Below are 19,940 nucleotides of genomic sequence, written 5' to 3' on the forward strand. Positions count from 1 at the left end.
CACCCCGCACCGGAGGTTTCCGTGTCTGACGTCGCCATCGCCGCCCCAGCGTCCCCGACCGGCCGCCGCTGGCCGCTGTGGACGGCCGCCGCTCTCGCCGCGGGAATCACCGGGCTCCACTTGTTCGGCACCCCGGAGTTCGTCGATCCACTGCTCGGCGCCGACCTCGATGCCCCCGTCGTCCAGCTCTTCCGTGTGCTGTGGCACGTGTGCTCTCTGTTGCTCGCGGCCCTCGCGGTCGCCCTGGCCTGGGCCGCACGCGCTGAGCGGACGGCCGCACTGCCGGTCCTGGCCTTGGTCTGGTTCATCGCCGCAGTCTTCACCTGCGTCTTCTTCGCCGTCGATCTGGCAGCCTTCGGTGGCGCGGTGTTCACCCTGCCCCAGTGGACCCTGTTCGTGCCGCTGCTCGTGCTGATACCGCTCTCCCGCTGACCTGGCCGCAGTGAAGTGGAAACCCCCAGTCCGACCGGCGGTCATCCTCACGAGCCGAAGCTCGACGCCGACTGCACCCCGCTGTGCGACCAGGACCTGACCGCCGCCTTCGGCAAGGCGGCCTGACCGGCCCTGCATTCCCGGCTCGGGGTGATCGGGAACTACCGGCCCGCCGAGTCCAGGGGCGGGTCGAGTGCGTCCACCGCGCTGTGGAGGCCGGTGGGTGAGCTGCCGCCTGTGGCGTACACGCACATGGCGCCCTGCCCGGGCGGACACTGCATGACCGCGGCCGCCAGGTGCGACCGCGCCGTCGGAAGCGTGGGCAGCGTCGTCCAGGCGTTGGAAGCGGCGTTGTACGACTCCACGGTGCCCAGGACATTGAAGCCGGCGCCGCCACGGCCGTCGACCGTGTAGACGCAGGTGCCGGTCTGGCCCGGCGGGCAGGGAGCACTCGCCGTCCCAAAGCCCCACCGGGGTGTGGGCATCGGACGGACAGTCGACCAGGCATGGGTGAGCCGGTTGTACGACTCCGCCCGGCCCGAGACCGTGCTGGGGGTCGTGGCGTTACCCAAGGCGTCACGGCCGCCCATCGCAGTCGGCTGCGCGGGCTCCTGCGGCTGTGCGTGGTCAGGGGCGCTTGATTCGCTCGTGGTCGTGGCTACGCCGGCCTCCTTGTCGGACGTGTACGGGCGATGTCTGCCCGGACTGCCACGCACCAGGCAAGGAGTGGGCCAGACGGCCTCCCGCTTCGACCGTGCAGGATGACCTCCCTTGCTCCGGCTGGTCCCCTCGGGGAGGTGCTGCCGGATGGAGCTGCCGGCCGACGCGCGGTGCCGCGCTGGGTGCCGGAGAGCCTGCTGGATGGGCGGGAGACTTCGGCTATGGACGTGGAGTCGGTGGCAGCAGAGTTGTACGGGCTCAGACCGTCGGAGTTCACCGCGGCCCGGGACGTGCAGGTGGCGAAGGCCCGCAAGGCCGGCGACAAGGACCTCGATAAGGCGATCGCCGCATTGCGCAAGCCGACGGTCGCGGCGTGGACGGCAGGCCTCCTGGCCCGCCACCGGCCCGAGGAGGCGCAGGGCTTGGTCCAGCTCGGCGAGGCGCTCCGTACGGCGCACCGGACGCTGGACGCCGGGCTACTGCGGAAGCTGTCGCATGATCAGCATGTGGTGATCGGCGAGCTCGCGCGCACGGCGCGCGCCCTGGCCGTCGAGGCGGGGCAGGCGGTGAGTGAGCCGGTGCAGCGGGAGGTCGAGCAGATCCTCCACACGGTCCTCGCCGACGCTGACGTCGCCGCGCAGTGGGAGGCGGGCCGCCTCGCGACGACCCCCGACCTGGCGTCGGGGTTCGCTGGTCTTGAACCACAGCCGGGCGCCGCACCGCCTCGATCGATCCAGCCGCCACCCGCCGGATCGACGAAGGGCCACCACCCCCGTCCAGCACCGGCACCGGCACCGGCACCGGATGTGGATGCGGCGGCTGCGCTGGCTCGCCGAGCGAGCGTGGCGGCGGCCGAGGCCGAACTGACCGAGGCCCGGGCGGAGGAGGTGCGCCTGGAGGCAGGCAAGGCGGCTGCGCTCGAGCTGGTGGAGCGTGCACGCGCGGCGGTCGTAGCGGCTGAGGAAGGCGTACAGGCCGCGACGCAGCGGCTGGAGGCGGCACGTGCGGCGAGGGCGGATGCCCTCGCCCGCCAGCGAGAGGCCGGACACGCGGCTGCGAAGGTGCGCGCGCGGGTGAAGGCTGCGGCCCGGAAGGTCGAGAAGCTCACGAACCCCTGAGCCGAGGCGAGTCGAAGGCTGAGCGCGGCGGAGGCCCCGCGCCCCGCCCGCGGCACGCCGGCGGCGTCAAGGCGGCGGGCGTAGGGGACTTCCTTCGGCGTGTGCCGGGGCGGTCTTGGCCGGGTAGGCGCGGTGGGTAAGGTCACGGAGGTAGCTTTCAAGGTGGTTTGGGGTGTTTATGCATCGTCAGATGCGCGTGGGTGTCCGTGTGGTGACGGCGCTGGAGGAAGGAGTCGAAGCGCGACGCCGAGTGCAAGGCGGTCTCCGGGACTTGGGTCTCGGTCTACGGCGGGGTCACCGTCACCGTCACCGACGCCGGGAGGTCGACATCAATCACATGGTGCCCCTCGCCAACGCCTGGCGTCGCTCGGGCGCCGGCGCGTGGACGGCGGAGCGGCGCAAGGAGTTCGCGAACGACCTGACCCTCCCCGAACTTTTGGCGGTGTCGGCGGCGACGAGCCGGTCCAAGGTTGACCAGGGCACCGACGAGTGGCGTTCCCCGGCGAAGGCGTACTGGTACACATACGCCACGGCGTGGACGAACGTGAAGGCCACCTATCAGCCCACCGTCACCGAGGTGGAGAAGGCGAACCTGACCGAGATGCTGGAGACGTGCTCATGACCGCCCACCAGTCCGGCAGTGCCCCGGATCCCGATCGCAGAGCTATCCCGGAAGGGGCGGTCCCGTTGACCGACCACGTGAAGGCGGGACCGGGCGGCGTGATGACGGACGAGGTCGGCGTCATCACCGGCGATGTCACTCTGACGACCGAGCCCGCCGCTGACGGCACGGCCTCGGTGCGGATCCAGTACACGGGCGCCGAGGAGTGGTACACCCTCACCGGCAGCCCCGCCCCGCTGCCACCGGGCGGACTTGCGGTGTTCCACCAGCACGTCGTCGAGGCCGTGGAGGCCGGAGGCGCCGCGGAAGTACCCGACACCCTTTCGTGAGGACCCGCCCGCTTCCGCGACCCCTCTGTACGTTCTTCGCGGTCCTGCAAGGGGGCTGCTGGGTTCCAGGGCCGGTATGGCTGTGTCCCTCTGTCTCACGAATGACCTGGGGGACTGGCTCTGGCCCGGTCCGGCGCACTGCTGCGCCCCAGCCGGTCACTGGCTCGGGCCGTGCCCGGTTCCGCGGGGTACCGGGATGGCCGTACCCCGGGCTGGTGCTGGCATATAGGTCAGAATCTGTCCTATATGCCCTCTAGCCTGTGATTTATGCAGAAACACGAGGACGGCGTCGAGATTCTTGTCCCTGCGAGCCCGGCCGAGCTGGAGGCATGGCTCGACGAGCATCACGGGGAGCGAACCGCGCTCTGGGTGAAGATCGCCAAGAAGCATTCCGGCATCCCGTCGCTCACCTGGGAAGAGATGGTCGACACGGTGCTCTGCTTCGGCTGGATCGATGGTCTGCGGCGCGGCTTCGACGACACGTACTTCCTGCAGCGCACGACACCCCGCCGCCCTCGCTCGCCCTGGTCGCAGGTGAACGTCGGCAAGGCCGAGGCCCTGATCGCCGAGGGACGGATGCGTCCCCGAGGTCTCGTGGAGGTCGAGGCGGCGCGGGCGGACGGTCGCTGGGCGACGGCATACGCCTCGCAGAAGAACGCCACCGCACCGCCGGATCTCGTCGAGGCGCTCGCCGCGAACCCGGCGGCGCGGGCGTTCTACGAGACGCTCGGCAAGTCCGACCAGTTCGCCCTGTATCTCAGCCTGGTCACCGCCCGCACCGAGAAGACCCGGCTGGCCCGCCTGGAGCGGATGGTGGCGACGATGGCGAGGTCCGAGCTGCCATCATGATCAACCGCACTGGGGTCCAGCGGGCTCGGCGGCCCGATCGTGCCGGTCTGGGGCAATGTCCGCCTCCACCTGCCTCGCCGGCGCCGGCCTGATCATGGACGGCTGACCGACATCAGGCATTCCAGTTCATCAGGCGTCGCGTTCGCGGAGCAGAAGACCGCCGGCGATGAGTGCGGCGGCGGCCCATACCGCGGTCACTCCGAGGTCGGCCCAGGGGCTGGTGGGCAGGCTGCCGAGATCGGTGGTGGCCTGGATGGAGAGCCCGGCGCTCATCGGCCCGACCTGCTGGAGCAGGCGCTGCCAGTCCGGATCGCTGATGGTCTGGGAGGTGATGGGGACGATGTAGAGCAGGCCGAGGACGCCCCCGATGCTGGTGGCCGAGTCCCTCACGACGGTCGCGATGCCGAATCTCAGAAGGCCGATCAGAACCAGGTAGAGGACCGTCCCGAGCGCACTCACCGCCGCCCTCGCCACCCAGACCGGAACCCGAGCTGCAGCCGTGGCGGACACGATGCGCACGAACGGGGCTGCGGTCGCCGCGCAGCTGCTCCTTGACGTGGCCACCACGCACAGGCCGCCCACCACCGAGTAGACCTCCAGGTGGTACCGGCCCGCCCAGTGGCAAGCCGGTGTGCACCGGCTGACGCCGCGGGCCGATCGCTGCGTCGAGTGCCGGTCTGGATGTGCTGGGAGCCCGCGAGCGGAGGTTCTCGATACGCCCCAGCTGGTCCGGCGCGATCAGCTTTGGCCTGGTCATTTCTCTGAACCATGCCTGCGTACAGCCGCATGGTGCGTCCGCGCACAGCCTCGTCGATCGCCTTCCTGTTCAGCCGAGCCGGTGCGGGGCAGGCCCAGCTTGTCGAAGATCGCGTCGGTGTGCCTCTCCGCTGCCCGGCGGGAGATGACGAGCGCGTCCGCGATGCCCGCGTTGGTGCGGCCCTCGGCCATGGCGGACGGCACTTCGCGCTCCCGTGCGGTGAGCGGGGACGCCGAGGTTCGGAAAGCGTTCGCGGAGTGTCAGCGCGGCGCGCGGGCGGTTGTCGGCGTGGGCGAGGACCTCCCACGGTCTACGCCGGATTGCCCTGGGCGGAAACGCGTTGACGGAGGTGAACGTGGTGTCGACGACCTCGTAATCCTGCGGCGGCCGGCGGCCGCCGCATGGAAGCCGAGCCACTTGCTGAGCTGGTCCTCGTCGAGCTGGTCGATGACCACGACGGGCAACTGCATAGCCGCAGCTTTGCCTGAGAGACGTGTGCTCTGGTGGGACCGCTCCAGGTAGGGCTGGAGGCGGTTGGGCCTCGATGTCGGGGGAGCGGAAGAACCCGCGCCCGAGGGCGCCGCGGCAGCGCTGTCGGCAACATCTCCGGCAAGGCAGTGGCACCCGTCCGCCCGTGGGCCTCACACGTAGGTCCACTCCCGCAGCAGGGCTTCCCGCTCGGGCGGTTTCGGTGTGCCGGCGCCGTGGTCCCGGCTCCAGGCCATGAGGGTCAGGGGGTCTGCCGCGCCCTTCCGGAAGCAGTCCAGGAGGCGCTGCGACAAGGAAACCTCTTGGGAGGTGTAGCCCCTGGTCGCCGCCAGCACCCGCACCTCTTCCGCACCGTCCTGCGTCGCGAGGACCAGGAACATCTGGGGCGGTTCCTCTCCGCCGTAGCTGGACCCCATCGTGACCACCGCTTCCAGCACCGCCGCCAGAAAGCGGCCTGCGCCCCTTCGCTCGTCCTCCGCGGGCGCGGCGTCCACGCTTGCGGAGCGCAGGATCGACCAGGGCCACGTCCGGGTGCCGTCCGGGCCCCGGGCCTGTACCCCTTCGGAGGTGATACGGGCATAGTGCCCCTCCGCGTCTGGCGGGGAACCTACGTACACCGAGTCCTCAGTGATCCAGAACAGTCCTACCATCGCCACAGCTGACTCCTTGATGTGCGTGCCCGTCCGTCTCGAGCCCCCGCAATCGTTTCCGGCGCGCCTGCGGCGCCTGGTCCCAGTAGGCACCACCTCACTGGGCGGAGCATGCCCCTGAACCTCGGGGCTTGACGGTTCGCGGCACCGGCGTCTCGCCAGTACGACCTTCTGTGCCCCCTGGTCTCCAGGTAGGAACACCCCACTCCACCCCGCCACCGCAACGTCTCGCTGGCGAGCACGGACCGCTCGCGGCCCCTCCCGCCGGTCTGGCCCGGGCACAGCTTGGTCCGCCCGGCGCAAGAGCGGCGGTGAAGGAGGTCACCCGTGTGGCTCTGTCCGGGTGGTGGCTCGGTCGCCTGCTGATCTCCGGTACCTACACCGCACTCCTCTCCCACTTCATCCCGTGCGGGGTGTCGGGCCCGAGGTGGCAGTGGAGATCGGCCACGGGGATACGCAAGGCCTGCGTCTGCCGGTCCCTACTGGCCCAGCCCAGGCGGTGAAGTACAAGCACATCGACCGGCTGTTCGGGCGACCCCGGAACTCGGCCGGAGGAGCAGCTCCGGATGCAGCTACGCGAGACGTTGGCCAGACTGATCGTGAAGCAAGGTGCGAACGGCGGGCGGTCATGATCGTGGACGAGGCTCATTGAGCTCACACCGACGAGACGAGCGCGGAGCTGGAGATGATCGAATTCCCTACGTCCGCGCCTTCCCGCATGCACGGCGAGGCAAGGTTGGCGGGCACCGCCGACGGTAGGCGCGGTTCCTGATGCCTGATTCCGCGCGGGTGGAACTCACAACGCCGGCGCGCCGCGAGTGGCGCCCTGCTCTGCTGCCGCCAGTTGTCGCCTGGCTGGTCGCGAACATCATCACTTGGCTGGTCGCGAAAGCATCCATTGCAGGCGATGGATCCAAGATCGCTTACTGGTCCACAGATGGTCGCCGCCGTTGGGATTCTGAACACTACCTATCCGTAGCCAAGGCCGGCTATGAAATGTTTTGGTGTCGGGATCGGTATCCAGATTTTCGCGATGTCATGTGCGGAAATGTCGCCTGGTTTCCCGGATATCCCATGTCGATCCGGGTGGTTTCCAGCACCGGACTTTCCCATGAGATATCTGCTGTCGTCGTCACCGAGGCGTCTCTGCTGGGTATGTTCGCCGTGCTGTGGTGGCTGCTCGGCGCCCGGCTTACCTGGGCGACTGGGCTCACCCTCGCTATTGGTGCGGTGTTCCCAGGTGGCATTTATCTCCATGCCATCTTCCCGATCGCGACCGGAACTCTGGCACTGCTCGCCTGTATCGTTGGAGTGAAGCGCAGTTCGTGGGTCATTGCCGGCACTGCCGGTTTTGTGGCAACCGCCTGTTACCCCATAGGTGCTGCGGCTGTCGGCATGCTGCTATTGAGTGCGTTCTTCGCATGGCGGAGAGACGGGTGGCCGATACGGTTCGCGAAGGCCGGGTTGTCGGCGGTACTGGCCTGCTCCGGCGTGCTCTGGGTCAAATGGCTCATGTGGCAGGCGACGGGTCGCTGGAACTCGTATGAGATCATGCAGAAATCCAGCTATGGGCAAGGTGACCTGCGGCAGCCCTTCGACGAGATGCGGAAGTTCTACGATTTTCCGTTCGGCGACTGGTATCGGCCCAAGGGGCAGCTGCCGTGGCTGGTGGAGCACAGTCTCGCCGCACACAAACCCCAGCTCTGGCTGAATATCGTCTTCATGCTACTCGTCTTTTCGATGGCAGCGATTCAACTCATCCGGAGTCGCCGGCTTGAGGTCGAGGAGTGGGCCGCCTTGATCTTGACAGTGATAATCTTCTTCGCGCCGTTCTTTCTGGGCGCGCAGATGTCGTGGTATCGCAATCATGTGCAGATGTTTGTTGGGCTCGTCCTGGTCGCACGCATGCCCCGGTGGGTCCAGGTGTCGCTGTTGGTATTGTGTGTAATCCAATACGTCTTTTTGAGTGCGATGTTTTTTGCGGGAGTGCTGGTGTAACTGGGCGGCCCTGCGCTCGCTACTACTGCTGCTCTTCTTCCGTGTCGCGGGCGATTAGGTAGGTGGGCCGGGCTTGGACGGAATTGTAAATGCGGGCCACGTACTCGCCGAGCATTCCCAGGCAGAAGAGCTGAACAGCACCAAAGAACAGGAGTGTGACGATCAGGGAAGTCCAGCCGGGCAGTGTGTTTCCCGTGACGTAGACGACGAGAGTCCACGTGAGGAACGCGAGACAGACGACGAGGCTGAGGGCGCCCATGGCCGTGGCCAGTCGCAGAGGGATCACCGAGAAGCTGGTGATGCTGTCCAAAGCCAAAAGGATCATTTTATGCAGGGGGTACTTGGTGGTGCCCGCCGCTCGCTCTCCGCGCCGATAGGTGATCTGGCCGCTGGGGAAGCCGAGCGAAGGGATGAGTAGGCGGTAGATCTGCCGCTGGTCAGGGAAGGATTTGAGGGCATCCACGACGGGGCGGGACAGCAGACGGAAGTCGCCGGCCTGGGCGGGGACAAAAGAGCCGACCATGCGGCGCATGAGCCAGTAGTAGGCGGCAGCTGTTCGGCGCTTGAACCCGGTGTCCGTGGAACGGTCGGTGCGGACGCCGTAGACGATGTCCAAGCCATCCGTCCGGGCCAGGGTGAGCATGTCCGGGATGACCTCCGGGGGGTCTTGGAGGTCTGCGTCGATGCTGACCGTGTAGGCGCCGCGGGCGCGGTGGAGGCCCGCGGCGAGCGCGGCTTGGTGGCCGCTGTTTCGCCGGAGGGTCACGATGCGCAGCTGGGGCCAGACAGAGCGCAGGTCTTCCAGTAGATGGGGCGTCTGGTCGGTCGAACCGTCATCGACGGCAAGAACCTCGTACGGTTCGCCGTACACGTCCAAAACCGGACGGAGTCGCTCCGCCAGAACGGGCAGGCTCTCCTCCTCGTTGAAGATCGGCACGACGACCGACAGAGCGATCGATGCCCTGCGTGTGTCATACACAGCACTCATGATGCGGGAAGCGCTTGGAGTCAGCATTCGGAGGGACGGTCGTCGCCTGCCGTTCGTCGAGGGCGAGGTCTTCCAGTCGTTCTCGTGCTTTGGCCATGCCGGAGGGGTAGTAGGGCTGGGTCGGCCGGTCGAGCACGAGGAAGCGGGGCACGATGGGCGCCAGGTGGCAGCCGACGTGGTTCCTGCCGATGCCGCTGCCGATGCGGAGCAGTTCGTTGATGCCGTCAGGAATGTCGGTGACGACGGTGAGCTTCTTCGGGTTCAGGTGGACCGGTCCGACGCCGCGCTCGAGTCTGAGAAACCGGGCGTGGCTGGTCATCTTGCCGCTGACGTAGGCGCGAGCGAACTCGACATGGACACTTGCCGCTTGCCAAGCCGAGCGGTGTGTACGAAGCCCTTGACGCGCACGCCCGTAGCAGCCACGTGTCCACGAACGCCGACCCGTTGTCGACGTAGATCGACTCCGGGACCCCGCGGGCAGAGAGCGCCGACCGGAAGGTGGCGGCCAAGCGGACGATGTCTTCGGCGAACCCGAACCGCAGGCCCACGATTGCCCGGCTGTGATCGTTGATGAACATTGACAGGTACGTCTTGCGCCCGCCGATCCTCGGTGCGGGGTGACCTCGTGATGAGTCTGGAGGGCAGTGAGTTCGGCAGCCTCGGCCTTCACGTCCATCAGCCGTGCTGGATACCGGCCGGTGGACGTGGATGCCACAGCGCGGTGGAGCCGCCTCAGGCGTTTCCACCGCGCATATGCGTGTTATCCCCCGACCTCAGTCGTGAGGGTTGAACTCCGCCCACCAGTCCCGGTCTTCCGGTGTGACGCACTGGCCGTCGCCTTCCCAGGCGTCGCGGTAGACGTAGCCAGGTGCGCACTGGTTGCTGCCCGGTTGACGGTTGGGGTTCTGGGCGTGTGCCTTATCCCGCTCTTGCGGTGTGACGCACGTGCCGTCGCCTTCCCAGGCGTCGCGGTAGACGTAGCCAGGTGCGCACTGGTTGCTGCCCGGTTGACGGTTGGGGTTCTGGGCGTGTGCCGCATCCCGCTGCTGCGGTGTGACGCAGAGGCCGTCGCCTTCCCAGGCGTCGCGGTAGACGTAGCCGGATTTGCACAGGCCTGTGCCCGGTTCGCTGTTGGGATCATCGATGCTGGTGCTTGTAGCCGGGGACCAGGCAGGGGATGCGATCGCCGCGGATGCCGGCAGCGCGAAGGCGCCGGCGCCGAAGACCACCACGGCGATACAGATGCCGAGGCGCGCGATGTGTCGTCCGGGCGTCGGGTCGTGAAGGGCATGGGACATGTCCGCTCCTTGAGGCGTGCATCCGACGGGTGGATGCGGCTGACCGGCTTCGCCGCGTCTCGGCGAGGCCACACCTCAAGTAGGCGCACGGGTGAAATCCGCCGCATGTGACGAAAAGTAGTGACTTGACAAGAAGGAGCAGCCACCTGGACCTGCGATGCCGCTGCTGGGGCGTCTTCCTCGCGCAGGGTTACAGTGTGTCTCTTTGATCGGTTGGTCAGTTGATCAGACGTGTCCGTCCCGTTAGTGATCACTGATGCGATGTGGGACCGGATCGAGCCGCAGATGCCGGCCGATCCGGTCCGTGGTCGGCGGTGGGCCGATCACCGCCGAACCCTGGAGGCCATCGCGTGGAAGCACTGAACCTGCTCGCCTTGGCGGGACCCGCCCGACGAGCTCGGCTCGTTTCAGACCGCCCACAAACGGCTGATCAGGCGGGCCGTGGACGGCACCCGGGAACGCATCCTTGCCGCGGTCCTGGTAGCGGCCGAGGACGCCGACGACGTCAGCTGGACCGTATCGGTGGACTCCACTGCCTGCCGGGCTCACCAGCACGCCGCCGGGGCCAGGGAAAAGGGGCTTTGTAGGTGGTTTCGAAAAGGGGTCGCGTGGGGCACGGCGGCGGATCAGATCCAGTGGCAATTGCTGTCGTCCATGGTCGGTAGCAGTGCCCGGGCAGCATCGAGCGGCGCCGTGGGAGTAACGAGTGCGGCGAGTGGGACCGGTGGGAACAGCGCTTTGTCGGCCGTGTCCTTGTAGTGGCGCCAGGTGAGGTGGCCGGCGCCAGCAGTGTCATCGTGCTCAATGGTGCGCAGACGAGCGCGGGTGGTGTTGTCGATGTGGACGCGGAAGACGAGGTGGAGTTTGCGGGGTGGGGCGCTGCCGGGGCGGGTGACCATGGCGTCCTGGATCCAGGTCAACTGTGGAACGCTGCTCGCCTCTGCGAGGTCCAGGCCCAGTTCTTCGTCGAGTTCACGTGCGAGGGCTTGATGGATGGGTTCGCCAGGTTCGACGTTGCCACCTGGCAGGGTGTACTGGTCCTGGCCGTTCTTCGTGCGGCGGATGAGGGCGATCTCGTCCCCGTTGAACAGGGCTGCGGCTACGCGAATCTTGATACGGGTGAACGGCTCGGCGGAGGTCACTGACTGGTTTCTCCTTCGATGGGCGAGGTGCGGTGGCGCCCCTTGGAGGGGCGGCGCAGGCAGATGATGCAGCACGCGAGTTGCACGAGCCTCTGATGCAGGTCAGCGCGGTGTTCGTAGCGGATCCGCAGGCGCTTGAACTGGTGCAGCCAGGCGAACGAACGCTCGACCACCCAGCGCACCCTGCCGAGACCAGACCCGTGGGCGACACCCCGGTGGGCGATCATCGGCTTGATGCCGCGCTTCCACAGCAGACGGCGGTACTTGTCGAAGTCATAGCCCCGGTCGGCGTACAGGCGCCGCGGTTTGGTGCGAGGACTTCCCTGGCGCCCTCGAACCGGTGGGACCGCATCCAGCAGCGGCACGAGCTGGGTGACGTCGTGTCGGTTTCCGCCAGTGAGCGTGACCGAGAGCGGGGTTCCATGACGATCGACGATCAGGTGATGCTTGGAGCCGGGGCGGGCGCGGTCGACCGGCGACGGGCCGACGTGATTCCCTCCTTTGAGGGCCCGGACGTGCGAACCGTCCACGGCGCAGTCGTCCAAGTCCAGCAGGACCGCGCGACGCAGCTCGGTCAGCAGGGCGGCGTGCAGACGGAGCCAGACTCCGGCTTCGGTCCAGTCCCGCAGCCGACGCCAGGCCGTCACCCCGGAGCAGCCCACGACCTCGCGTGGCACGTCGCGCCAGGCCACGCCCTTACGTCAGGACGTAGACGATGCCGGCCAGGGCGGCCCTGTCCGGGACCGGTCGCCGTCCGGGATGGCGGTGCCAGCGCGTTGGCCGCACCGGCAACAGCGGGGCTATCCGATCCCACAGCTCGTCGGGTACAAGGTTCATGGCCACGACGCTGAAGCTTGCCAAAGAACCTGGTTGAGCACACCGGGCTGGGTCGACATACTCCCCGGATGGCCAACACCGGAGCCGAAACCGCTGAGCAAGGCTGGGACGGTCCCTGGTACCGCGTTCGCACAGACCGGTTCGTGGCGTCGCTCTTGCCCCGTGCGGTCGAGGATCTGGGCACCGTCCGCAACGTCGACGTCGAGGTGCGGCTGACAGCGGATGACTCATCCCGCGCGATCCGAAAGCACCTCCGCCGACGTGGAATTCGCGCTGTCATCCCCCCAGCCGTCCGACCAGATCGGGCACCGTCTGAGGCGAGGCCGCGCCGGCAGCCGCCCGTCGGCTTTCGACACCGAGGCGTATAGGCAACGCAACGAGGTCGAGCGATGCGTCAACCGGCTGAAGCTCGGCAGGGCTGGTGACGCCGTGCGCGGAGCGGCACAGCACTCATGTCCCCGGCCCGTACTCCGCGGGCGGGGTGGCCGGGGCGGCGCGGTGCGGGGTGGGTGTCGGACAGAAGGGAAGGGGCAGTGCCGGCTGGGCGGCGCGCCGTCCGGGCAGGCGGGGCCCGGGTGTTTGTGGCCGGCCGGCCGGCCAAGCCGGTCGGTCTGAGCGGTTGTCTGCCGGGGCCCGAAGGCGCGCGGTGGCGCGGCTGCGGGCCCCGTGGGGGTGCTGCTCAGCGGGCGATGGTCCACTGCTGGCCCTGGGAACCGTCGCAGGTCCACACACCGAGCTTCTTGTAGTCCTCGTGGTAGGTCAGGCAGTCCTGGTCACTGATCCTGATCTGGTAGGTGTCACCCTTGATGGGGATGACCTCCCACTTCTGGGCGGCTCCGCTCTTCCAGGTGGTGATGGACGCGAAGTAGGTGCTCGTGTTCTCGGTGAGGACCGGACCGAGGCCGTTGGCGATCTCGTAGCGGCCGCCGCCCGCCTCCTTGAACGTCCACGTGGAGTTGGTGTCACCCAGCTTCCCCGCGACCACCGTCGAGCCGGAGGCGGCGTTCGTCGCGGCGGCCCCGAGGTTGTTGACGGTCTTCAGGCGCACCGGGACTCCGACGGGCGGGCGGCCTGATCCGGAGGGCGCTGTCGCCGCGCTGTCGGCGCGGAAGCCGGGACGGGGGCCGGGCTGGGCGGGTACGCCCGGCGTGATGGGGGTGTCGCCGGGACCGGGCGTCTCGCCCTTGGGGACGCCGGGGGTCGTGGCCGGCACCATCGTGGGGCGGAAGTCGACGGTGGAGCCGTTGCGGTCCCACAGGCCGTAGAAGCCCCAGTTGATCCATCCGCCGTCGCCGTGGTTGGTGAAGCTGCCGCCGCCGGAGAAGATCCAGATCCGGTAGGTCTGGTCCTCGCGCGAGGTCGCGTCGTTGTACTCGATGTCGCCCTGGTACGCCACGTCCTTGAGGTTCGCGGTGTGGGGGTGGACGAACCAGGGGTCCCCGAAGGCGTTCTTGCCCTTGACGTCGAAAATCATGATGTTGTAATTGCCGCCGGTGTGGTTCGTCAGCATCTCGAGCAGGCCCTTGACGAACCCCTCGCGGGCCAGCTTCTTGGTCTCACCGCTCTGCTTGGACGCCAGAATGCACCACGACAGCGCGCCGGTACCGAAAGACCCCGGCGATACGGCGGCCGCGGCGTTGCAGTTCTCGACGGGGCCGTTGACCGAGCCGTCCGCGAGTGCGGGCTGTGCCATCCCCCCGACCGCCATGGCACTCACACAGACAGCGGCCAGAACCGACAGTTTCCTTCTCGAACGCACGGCTTCTCCTCAAGGGGGGCGAGAACGGGTACGTGCGCCAAGAGCCGTGAAAGGGGCACCGAGGTACACCCGGTTCCGGACAATCGTCATCCGGCCACAGCGGCGGGGGGCTGCAACCCGAAGGGGGCGGCGGTGGATCACGAGGGTCTCGGTGGTGCGACGACGTGGCTCGCCGAGATGTGAGGCGGGTGCCGACCCCACCTGCGCCCGGCACCCGGCAGGAACCCGGGAGCCACCGCGTGGTCACGCCTGGTGGCCGATCGTGTCCCTGCGATCCACCTCATCCTTTCGGCGTCGTGAACGTCGCGGCTGCGGCCGGCATCTGGTCCGGGCGCTTCGATCCGGCTGTCGCGGCTGATACCGCCGTGGCCTCCTTCGCTTGAACCGTCATGTTCCTCAGCAGGGACAGCCACACGGTGGCCCGCCAGATGTTCGTCTCCGACCACTCCGTGCAGGACCACCTCAAGTCGGTGTTCGCCAAGACTGGGACGAACAACCGCAGCATGCTGCCGGCCCGCGCACTCGGAACGTGAACTGCGGACCGCTACCCCGCCTGCTTGACGCAGGTCCGGTCCCGCGCAGGCAGCTTCCCGGTGGCCAGGTACCGGTTGACCTGGTCGTCCACGCAGGCGTTGCCGTAACGCCCGAAGAGGGCGTGCCGGTTGGCGCCCTCGAGGGTGACCAGCCGGGAGCTCGGCAGTTGCTTGTGCAGCTCCACGCTTCCCTTGTACGTCGTACGCGGGTCACCGGTGGCGGCGACGATCAGTGCAGGGGCATCGCGCCGCACCCGGGTGGGCTCTTCGCGCGGCGAGTCCCAGAACGCGCACGGGTTGATGTTGTTGGTCAGAGCCCCGAACAGCGGGTGCGCGGTGCGGTGGAGCTCGATGTCCCGCCAGTAGAGCTCGGGATCGCGCGCGGCGGCCACGTCCCCGCAGATCACGGCGGACTGCGCGCCGGTGGGCTCGCCCTCACCGCGCAGCACGTACCGGAGCTCCGGGACGAGCATCGGCGGCACCGCCGTCGGCCGGCCCTCCGCGGCTTCGGCCAGTACGGAAAGCAGCTCGCCGAACGACGCCCGCGCCGGGGCCGTGTCGTCCGCGATGCCCGAGAAGACAAGGAGCGGCACCTGGCTGTCGTCGATCCGGAAGGCATCGGCGCCGGCGCCGATGGTCAGCGGACCGCGCGCGGCCGCCGCGACGATGCGGTCGACGGCGGCGAGCACCTCTGCGCGGCTGCGGCCGAGGCCGTAGGTGTCGTGGTGCTCCGCGGCCCAGGCGGCCCAGTCGGACAGAGCCTTCTCGTTCTCGCGCTCGGTGCCCTTCAGCAGCCGGGGGCGGTAGTCGCTCGGGTTGATCGCCCCGTCCAGCACCATCCGGTCGTGGCGGCCGGGGAACAGCTGCGTGTAGACCGTGCCCAGGTAGGTGCCGTACGAGTAGCCCAGGAAGGAGATCTTCCGCTCGCCGAGCGCGCCGCGGATGACGTCCATGTCGCGGGCCGTGTTGCGGGTGGTGATGTGGGGGAGTACCGCGGCGTCGGTGGCCCGGCACTTGTCGGCCAGGCTCTTCTGCAGGGCAACCTGGCGGTCGAAGCCCGCCCGGCCGGTGCCGGCGGACAGCCAGGTCATGCCGACGGGCAAGCCGCAGTCCAGCGGGGTGCTGCGCCCGATGAAGCGCGGGTCGAAGCCGACGATGTCGTAGCGAGCACCGACCTCCTTCATCGACGCGCGGGCCTGCGGTGGGGACTGGAGCGCGGGACCGCCCGGACCGCCGTTGTTGAGGAGGATCGCGCCGATGCGGTGGCGGGTGTCGGTGGCCTTGAGCCGGGAGATCGCCACGGTGATCGTGCGCCCCCGAGGGTCGGCGTAGTCCAGGGGCACGGTCACGTCCGCGCACTGCACGCCTGCCTGGTCCAGATCGCGGCCCGTGGTGTCGTCGGGGCCCTTGATGCAACTGCCCCAGCCGAGGTGCTGGCGGTGGTACCGGTCCAGTCCGGCTCCGGAGCTCTCCCGGGCGGGGGTCTCGGCGGCCGTGGCCAGGACGGGGAAGGACGTGAGGCAGGCGGCGAGGGTGAGGCCCACGGCCAGGGCGCGGCGTGCGTCGCGGTTGACAGTGGTCACGGGGTCTCCTGGAGCAACGTCCGCTTCTTGTGATCGCATGCCCCGAGGCTAGGAACCCGCCCCGGTACGGCACATCGCCCAAGGGCACGAGGACCCGGGTCCCGCCCACCCTCCGGTCCGGGACCTGCGGCCCGGTCCGCTCTCCTCCTCCGGGAGGAGACCGTCGGCGGGGCTGCGCCGAGGGCCGTCCCTGCCACGCGCCTGCCGCAAGGGGAGATCGCCGCACTCGCATGCTGTCAGGAGTTCCTCGGCTCCGGAATCCTCGTCGCCTCCCTCAAGATCCCGTCCACAGGCGCGGTACGCGAACTCGTTCGCGAAGTCGTGCGCTCGGATTCCTCGGGATTCACAGAGTCCCTCACGGCGCTGATCTCCGCCGCCGGAGCAGATGATGGGCTGGGATGAGCGCTACCCAGAAGCACATCGCCGCGGCCGTACTGACGAATGCCAGCGGGATGGAGAGAACGAAGATCGTCACACTGACGGCGAGCTGGGCACCGAAGCGGCGGCGTTCCCGGGTGCATGGCGGCCATTGCAGCGGCGTAGACGGCTACCGCGTCGGGCTGCGAGGCGAACACGCACAAAAGGCTCCGCCATGGCGCACACGGTACGGGATGCACAGTTCCCTGCCGGCCCTGGAGCCGATCGGCACGGCCTCCGGGGGAGTCACCGGGACTCTGGCGGTCCCCCCGGGAGGAGGAGCTCCGTGGCGAGGGCGGTCCGCTGGTGCAGCATCCACCGGCCCGAGCGGTGCGAGGTGACCAGGTTGCAGCGGCGCAGGACGGAAAGGTGCTGGCTGACGGCCGCGCTGCTCACCCCCAGGTACGCGGCGAGCTGTGTGGTGGACACCGGAAGATCGAGGTGCACCAGCAGGGCCGCCCTGCTGCGGCCCATCAGCTCGGTCAGCGGCTGCGCCTGTTCGTCACCCCGGGCGGACCACAATTGACCGATGCCGCGCGGCGAGTAGGTCAGTGTGGGCTGCTGCGGCGCGTTGTGCAGCACGAGGAGTCTGGGCCAGGCGAAGACGCAGGGCACCAGGAGCAGTCCGGCACCGGCCGCGGAGCGCACCGCGTGGTGGCGTGGCTTGTCGATGTTCAGCTTCCCGGAGGCGTAGGTGACCTCGGGGTGGAGGTCCGCGAAGACTCTGTCCAGCCCGCCAGTGGTGAGCTGCTGCGCGCGGTGTGCGACATCGGCGTCGCTCAGGGAGCGCAGCCGCGGCCATACGGGTTCGATCGCCGCGCTCCAGTACGCGGCCATGGTTGCGGCGAGTCGCGAAAGCTCGCGCTCCGGATGTTCGTAGAGGGGGCGCAGCGACTCCGGCAGGCCCTGGCCGGCCCTCATCTCGTCGAGGGAGCGCACCACCTCTTCGGCGGGGGTGCTTGCCATCGCGTCGAGTTCGTCGGCGAAGTGCCCGGTCATTGCCTCGGGCGGGGGTGCGAGGAAGTCCGCTACGAAGCGGGGCCCCTCGGTGAGTGCTCTCAGCACGCTGAGATCGATATGGGCGACCGCGGGCAGTGCCCGGGTCCGCCAGGGCCGGTGTGCCATGTGCTGACCACTCCCCGTCAGCACGGGAACGCTGTGCACGAGCTCTTCCAGGGGAGACAGCGCGAACCGTATGCGGGTCAGGTCGTCGGGCCCTAACAGAAGCTGGATCACGACTGCGAGCGTAGCTCCGCGTTGGATTAAGCAGGGGCGAAATCGTGGTGCGGGGCGCCGGGTCCGGCAAAGCTCGTACTCACCAACTCGTCCCTACCAGGGGGAAACATGTCGAAGTTACGCAGCCGCGTCATGCAAGGACTGCTGACCACCGCCCTGGCGGTGGGCACGCTCGTCGCCACGCCGGCAGCGGCGTCCGCGTCAACCTGCGGGATCAACGTGGGGGGCCACCAGGGCTACTACATCTGCGAGTACGAGCCGACGCTGGTCCAGTGGCCTGACGGCCACTACCAGTGGTTCGTCGTCGGAACCGACAACCACGTCTACGACTCCCACCAGTTGAGCCCTGGCAGCTCGAGCTGGGGCCCCTGGCACGACTTGGGCGGAGTGGCGAAGAGCGGGGTGGACGTCACCTACCTGTCGTCGTCCAGGATCGACCTCAAGGTCTGGGGCACCTACAACGGCTACTGGTGCAAGCGCTGGACCGGGTCGGGTGGCTGGACCAACTGGTGGGACTGCTGAGAGGGCCTGTAGCGGGGTGCGGTGACCGGACCCGGGGAGGTGGCGGTTCGCCTGCTCGAAGACATGGCGGACCGTAACCTGGGTCCGGGAGGCGCGTGGAAGGTGAAGTGCGCGCGCTCGCCCCCTGCCGTCACCACCACCGCCACCCAGCGACTCCGGGAGCTCCCGGCGATCGCCATGGCCTCCATCAGGTCGCACCGGGGCAGTCCGTCGCCCGACTCCCCGGCGGCGAACACGTCGTCGGCGTGTACCACCGCAGGCACTGCGGGTCGTCGCCGAACAGCCCGGACGCCCACTCGTTCGCGTCGGCGTCCATCTCGGCGGAGATCCCGATGTACGGAGTCGCCAACCTTTGCCCCTGATGATTCATCAGAGCCCGCTTATGCAGCCACCGGGACGGGCCCACCGCTCTGCTGGCTGCTACGGAGCAGCAGGTGCTGGCTGGAGTAGCACGGCCCGGGCGGCGAACAGCGGCTGCCGATGCTGTCCGGCCGGGGAGCCGACTTGCTACCCGAGTAGCAGCCGTGTGCCGCCTGGCCCGTGCAAAGGCTGCGCCGCAACTGCGCCCTCAACATGTTGCGGCGCCCTGGCACCTGCGACCAGGTTCTAGTCGGGCAGGGTGATCAGCATGCCGTTACCCACAGGGAGCTGATGTTGTCGTTTCGGTTGTACTGGGAGGTGTTGCCCTTCCAGTTCCCCACCGGCCACGTGGAGCCTTGCTTGTTGGTGTCCAGGTATGTGCAGACCGTCCTGCCGGTCCTGTTCCACACCGAGGAGACTTTGTCGTTCAGGCGGTAGTCGCCCAGGTTGTTGGTGCCGCTCCGGAAGTACGCTGCTCCGCCGTATCCGTTGTCGTGCTCATAGACGCAGAACTCGCCGACCTCGCAGTTTCGCCACGGTGTCTCGGCGGCGGATGCCGTTGGCGCGGTGAGCGCTGCGGACATCGTCAAGCCCGCCGCAGCGGTGATGGTGAGGAGGGAGCGTCGCAGTGACATCACAAGATCCGCCTTTAGTCGGGAACATGTGGATCCTTCCATTCCACTAGAGCAGCTGGATGCCGGGAATCACACGCGAGAACAAGCCCTTGTTATGGGCCGTATATGGCCATATGCCCCCTGTAGGCCTACAAATCTGGTGCTTCTCCATGAGGTCCGTCGGACGCGCACCGGTACTGCACGGCTTCGCCCACCTTGTTGGTGCTGGGCTGCTCTTGCCCGTCACCACCGGCCGTCCCCAACTGTTGGGACGACTGCCTCCCGTGGCTCGGGCCGATATCGCGCGGCGACCGCGCCCCAGCCAGGCAGGGTGTGGCGTGATGAGCCATGACGACGAGACGTCCCGCACGCTGTCCTACACCCGCCACGACACGCCGGAAGGGCTGCTAGCTGCTAGGCGTCACAGCGCGGCCGGGGGCTGGGCGCGGAGCGCGCACGCCGAGACCCGGAAGCCGCCGCGCCCTTCGTGTACGACGGCATCCGCCGGGACCGGAAGTGGAACGACCAGAGCGACACCAGCGACCTCTACCAGGCACGGCTGATCCGGGACCTGAAGCTGCCGGCGATGCCGGTCGTTGCGCAGTTGGCTGTGGACGAGGAGGAGTGCTCGCGGGCCGCCCATGTGCTGGAGCTGCTCGCCCTCGCCGGGTCGGACGAGGCTCGGGAGGGGCTGCGGGCAGACATCCGGATGGGCAAGTACTGGGTGACGGTGTGAAGTGGCCTTTT

Annotated in this window: 22 protein-coding genes and 3 pseudogenes; 11 read left to right on the forward strand and 14 right to left on the reverse strand. The window is 68.4% G+C overall.

The features are described from left to right. Positions 1 to 21: 21 nt before the first annotated feature. A complete protein-coding gene (locus ACE1OC_RS40565) occupies positions 22 to 432 on the forward strand; it encodes a hypothetical protein (protein ID WP_407841284.1) in 411 nt (136 codons plus the stop codon). A 161-nt stretch (positions 433 to 593) separates the two neighbouring features. Here ACE1OC_RS40565 and ACE1OC_RS40570 read toward each other — a convergent pair whose 3' ends face one another. After that, complete coding sequence (locus tag ACE1OC_RS40570) at positions 594 to 917, reverse strand: Kelch repeat-containing protein (protein WP_407841285.1); 324 nt, start codon at positions 915 to 917, stop codon at positions 594 to 596. Positions 918 to 1,313: 396 nt separating this feature from the next. On the opposite strand from ACE1OC_RS40570, the gene ACE1OC_RS40575 reads away from it, so the two are divergent. The 4 genes from ACE1OC_RS40575 to ACE1OC_RS40590 all read left to right on the forward strand — a co-directional run bounded on the left by ACE1OC_RS40575 (position 1,314) and on the right by ACE1OC_RS40590 (position 4,010). Continuing rightward, a complete protein-coding gene (locus tag ACE1OC_RS40575; RefSeq protein WP_407841286.1) occupies positions 1,314 to 2,210 on the forward strand; it encodes a hypothetical protein in 897 nt (298 codons plus the stop codon). A gap of 337 nt (positions 2,211 to 2,547) precedes the next feature. After that, on the forward strand, positions 2,548 to 2,832 hold the full coding sequence (locus ACE1OC_RS40580) for a hypothetical protein (RefSeq protein WP_407841287.1): 285 nt from the start codon (positions 2,548 to 2,550) through the stop codon (positions 2,830 to 2,832). 65 nt (positions 2,833 to 2,897) lie between these two features. Then, complete coding sequence (locus ACE1OC_RS40585; protein ID WP_407841288.1) at positions 2,898 to 3,161, forward strand: hypothetical protein; 264 nt, start codon at positions 2,898 to 2,900, stop codon at positions 3,159 to 3,161. A 267-nt stretch (positions 3,162 to 3,428) separates the two neighbouring features. Beyond that, positions 3,429 to 4,010, forward strand: coding sequence for a YdeI/OmpD-associated family protein (locus ACE1OC_RS40590; protein ID WP_407841289.1), 582 nt, complete (start codon positions 3,429 to 3,431; stop codon positions 4,008 to 4,010). A gap of 129 nt (positions 4,011 to 4,139) precedes the next feature. Here ACE1OC_RS40590 and ACE1OC_RS40595 read toward each other — a convergent pair whose 3' ends face one another. From ACE1OC_RS40595 to ACE1OC_RS40605, 3 genes and pseudogenes are all read right to left on the reverse strand, one after another. After that, positions 4,140 to 4,469 (reverse strand): hypothetical protein, encoded by a 330-nt coding sequence (locus tag ACE1OC_RS40595; protein WP_407841290.1) that lies wholly within the window; start codon positions 4,467 to 4,469, stop codon positions 4,140 to 4,142. A gap of 294 nt (positions 4,470 to 4,763) precedes the next feature. Next, a pseudogene (locus ACE1OC_RS40600) lies at positions 4,764 to 4,982 on the reverse strand (LuxR C-terminal-related transcriptional regulator); the annotation flags it as partial. A gap of 426 nt (positions 4,983 to 5,408) precedes the next feature. After that, on the reverse strand, positions 5,409 to 5,912 hold the full coding sequence (locus ACE1OC_RS40605; RefSeq protein ID WP_407841291.1) for a hypothetical protein: 504 nt from the start codon (positions 5,910 to 5,912) through the stop codon (positions 5,409 to 5,411). Positions 5,913 to 6,677: 765 nt separating this feature from the next. Here ACE1OC_RS40605 and ACE1OC_RS40610 point away from each other — a divergent pair. Continuing rightward, entirely contained in the window at positions 6,678 to 7,904 is a 1,227-nt protein-coding gene (locus ACE1OC_RS40610; RefSeq protein WP_407841292.1) for a hypothetical protein, read from the forward strand. 22 nt (positions 7,905 to 7,926) lie between these two features. Here the strand turns inward: ACE1OC_RS40610 and ACE1OC_RS40615 are convergent, their stop codons facing one another. The 3 genes from ACE1OC_RS40615 to ACE1OC_RS40625 all read right to left on the reverse strand — a co-directional run bounded on the left by ACE1OC_RS40615 (position 7,927) and on the right by ACE1OC_RS40625 (position 10,190). Further along, a complete protein-coding gene (locus tag ACE1OC_RS40615; RefSeq protein ID WP_407841293.1) occupies positions 7,927 to 8,892 on the reverse strand; it encodes a glycosyltransferase family 2 protein in 966 nt (321 codons plus the stop codon). After that, positions 8,876 to 9,568, reverse strand: a complete 693-nt coding sequence (locus ACE1OC_RS40620; RefSeq protein WP_407841294.1) for a DUF3732 domain-containing protein — start codon at positions 9,566 to 9,568, stop codon at positions 8,876 to 8,878. The genes ACE1OC_RS40615 and ACE1OC_RS40620 overlap by 17 nt, the downstream gene beginning before the upstream one ends. Positions 9,569 to 9,665: 97 nt before the next feature. Beyond that, positions 9,666 to 10,190: a hypothetical protein gene (locus ACE1OC_RS40625; protein WP_407841295.1), complete on the reverse strand. Its 525-nt coding sequence runs from the start codon at positions 10,188 to 10,190 to the stop codon at positions 9,666 to 9,668. 231 nt (positions 10,191 to 10,421) lie between these two features. Here ACE1OC_RS40625 and ACE1OC_RS40630 point away from each other — a divergent pair. Then, positions 10,422 to 10,769, forward strand: a pseudogene (locus ACE1OC_RS40630) (transposase); the annotation flags it as partial. Positions 10,770 to 10,816: 47 nt separating this feature from the next. On the opposite strand, the gene ACE1OC_RS40635 reads toward ACE1OC_RS40630, so the two are convergent. Further along, the gene (locus ACE1OC_RS40635; RefSeq protein WP_407841296.1) at positions 10,817 to 11,332 is read right to left on the reverse strand and encodes an NUDIX hydrolase; all 516 of its coding nucleotides are present in this window, start codon (positions 11,330 to 11,332) and stop codon (positions 10,817 to 10,819) included. Beyond that, a protein-coding gene (locus ACE1OC_RS40640; RefSeq protein ID WP_407841297.1) for an IS5 family transposase occupies positions 11,329 to 12,175 on the reverse strand; the annotation gives its coding sequence in 2 pieces (ribosomal slippage) (positions 11,329 to 12,033 and positions 12,035 to 12,175; 846 coding nt in all). The genes ACE1OC_RS40635 and ACE1OC_RS40640 overlap by 4 nt, the downstream gene beginning before the upstream one ends. A 221-nt stretch (positions 12,176 to 12,396) precedes the next feature. Here ACE1OC_RS40640 and ACE1OC_RS40645 point away from each other — a divergent pair. After that, positions 12,397 to 12,589, forward strand: a pseudogene (locus ACE1OC_RS40645) (IS5/IS1182 family transposase); the annotation flags it as partial. Between the two features lie 259 nt (positions 12,590 to 12,848). On the opposite strand, the gene ACE1OC_RS40650 reads toward ACE1OC_RS40645, so the two are convergent. After that, entirely contained in the window at positions 12,849 to 13,862 is a 1,014-nt protein-coding gene (locus ACE1OC_RS40650) for an RICIN domain-containing protein (RefSeq protein ID WP_407841298.1), read from the reverse strand. A gap of 455 nt (positions 13,863 to 14,317) precedes the next feature. Here ACE1OC_RS40650 and ACE1OC_RS40655 point away from each other — a divergent pair, with 455 nt between their 5' ends. After that, positions 14,318 to 14,461, forward strand: coding sequence for a two-component response regulator (locus ACE1OC_RS40655; RefSeq protein WP_407841299.1), 144 nt, complete (start codon positions 14,318 to 14,320; stop codon positions 14,459 to 14,461). An 11-nt stretch (positions 14,462 to 14,472) separates the two neighbouring features. On the opposite strand, the gene ACE1OC_RS40660 is transcribed toward ACE1OC_RS40655, so the two are convergent. Both ACE1OC_RS40660 and ACE1OC_RS40665 read right to left on the reverse strand, forming a co-directional pair. After that, positions 14,473 to 16,044, reverse strand: coding sequence for an alpha/beta hydrolase (locus tag ACE1OC_RS40660; RefSeq protein ID WP_407841300.1), 1,572 nt, complete (start codon positions 16,042 to 16,044; stop codon positions 14,473 to 14,475). Between the two features lie 663 nt (positions 16,045 to 16,707). Beyond that, positions 16,708 to 17,697 carry an ArsR/SmtB family transcription factor gene (locus ACE1OC_RS40665; RefSeq protein ID WP_407841301.1) on the reverse strand — a complete coding sequence of 330 codons (990 nt, stop codon included), beginning with the start codon at positions 17,695 to 17,697 and terminating at the stop codon, positions 16,708 to 16,710. 108 nt (positions 17,698 to 17,805) lie between these two features. Between ACE1OC_RS40665 and ACE1OC_RS40670 the strand changes: the two genes are divergently transcribed. Beyond that, positions 17,806 to 18,219 carry a hypothetical protein gene (locus tag ACE1OC_RS40670; RefSeq protein ID WP_407841302.1) on the forward strand — a complete coding sequence of 138 codons (414 nt, stop codon included), beginning with the start codon at positions 17,806 to 17,808 and terminating at the stop codon, positions 18,217 to 18,219. Positions 18,220 to 18,406: 187 nt separating this feature from the next. Here the strand turns inward: ACE1OC_RS40670 and ACE1OC_RS40675 are convergent, their stop codons facing one another. Together ACE1OC_RS40675 and ACE1OC_RS40680 are read right to left on the reverse strand one after the other, a co-directional pair. Continuing rightward, on the reverse strand, positions 18,407 to 18,568 hold the full coding sequence (locus ACE1OC_RS40675) for a hypothetical protein (protein ID WP_407841303.1): 162 nt from the start codon (positions 18,566 to 18,568) through the stop codon (positions 18,407 to 18,409). A 274-nt stretch (positions 18,569 to 18,842) separates the two neighbouring features. Next, the gene (locus tag ACE1OC_RS40680; RefSeq protein WP_351382452.1) at positions 18,843 to 19,214 is read right to left on the reverse strand and encodes a peptidase inhibitor family I36 protein; all 372 of its coding nucleotides are present in this window, start codon (positions 19,212 to 19,214) and stop codon (positions 18,843 to 18,845) included. A 466-nt stretch (positions 19,215 to 19,680) separates the two neighbouring features. Between ACE1OC_RS40680 and ACE1OC_RS40685 the strand changes: the two genes are divergently transcribed. Then, positions 19,681 to 19,929, forward strand: a complete 249-nt coding sequence (locus ACE1OC_RS40685) for a hypothetical protein (protein ID WP_407841304.1) — start codon at positions 19,681 to 19,683, stop codon at positions 19,927 to 19,929. Positions 19,930 to 19,940 lie beyond the last annotated feature (11 nt).

Origin of the sequence: Streptomyces stoeckheimensis, from assembly GCF_045822005.1 — a bacterium.
Classification (GTDB): domain Bacteria; phylum Actinomycetota; class Actinomycetes; order Streptomycetales; family Streptomycetaceae; genus Streptomyces; species Streptomyces stoeckheimensis.

Excerpts from the sequence above, each read along its gene's own strand:
- ACE1OC_RS40670 (WP_407841302.1), top strand. The coding sequence starts at position 17,806 with ATGTCGAAGTTACGCAGCCGCGTCATGCAAGGACTGCTGACCACCGCC.
- ACE1OC_RS40655 (WP_407841299.1), top strand. The coding sequence starts at position 14,318 with ATGTTCCTCAGCAGGGACAGCCACACGGTGGCCCGCCAGATGTTCGTC.
- ACE1OC_RS40620 (WP_407841294.1), bottom strand. The coding sequence starts at position 9,568 with ATGGACGTGAAGGCCGAGGCTGCCGAACTCACTGCCCTCCAGACTCAT.
- ACE1OC_RS40590 (WP_407841289.1), top strand. The coding sequence starts at position 3,429 with ATGCAGAAACACGAGGACGGCGTCGAGATTCTTGTCCCTGCGAGCCCG.
- ACE1OC_RS40625 (WP_407841295.1), bottom strand. The coding sequence starts at position 10,190 with ATGTCCCATGCCCTTCACGACCCGACGCCCGGACGACACATCGCGCGC.
- ACE1OC_RS40615 (WP_407841293.1), bottom strand. The coding sequence starts at position 8,892 with ATGAGTGCTGTGTATGACACACGCAGGGCATCGATCGCTCTGTCGGTC.
- ACE1OC_RS40650 (WP_407841298.1), bottom strand. The coding sequence starts at position 13,862 with ATGGCACAGCCCGCACTCGCGGACGGCTCGGTCAACGGCCCCGTCGAG.
- ACE1OC_RS40580 (WP_407841287.1), top strand. The coding sequence starts at position 2,548 with ATGGTGCCCCTCGCCAACGCCTGGCGTCGCTCGGGCGCCGGCGCGTGG.
- ACE1OC_RS40570 (WP_407841285.1), bottom strand. The coding sequence starts at position 917 with ATGCCCACACCCCGGTGGGGCTTTGGGACGGCGAGTGCTCCCTGCCCG.
- ACE1OC_RS40610 (WP_407841292.1), top strand. The coding sequence starts at position 6,678 with ATGCCTGATTCCGCGCGGGTGGAACTCACAACGCCGGCGCGCCGCGAG.
- ACE1OC_RS40680 (WP_351382452.1), bottom strand. The coding sequence starts at position 19,214 with ATGTCACTGCGACGCTCCCTCCTCACCATCACCGCTGCGGCGGGCTTG.
- ACE1OC_RS40575 (WP_407841286.1), top strand. The coding sequence starts at position 1,314 with ATGGACGTGGAGTCGGTGGCAGCAGAGTTGTACGGGCTCAGACCGTCG.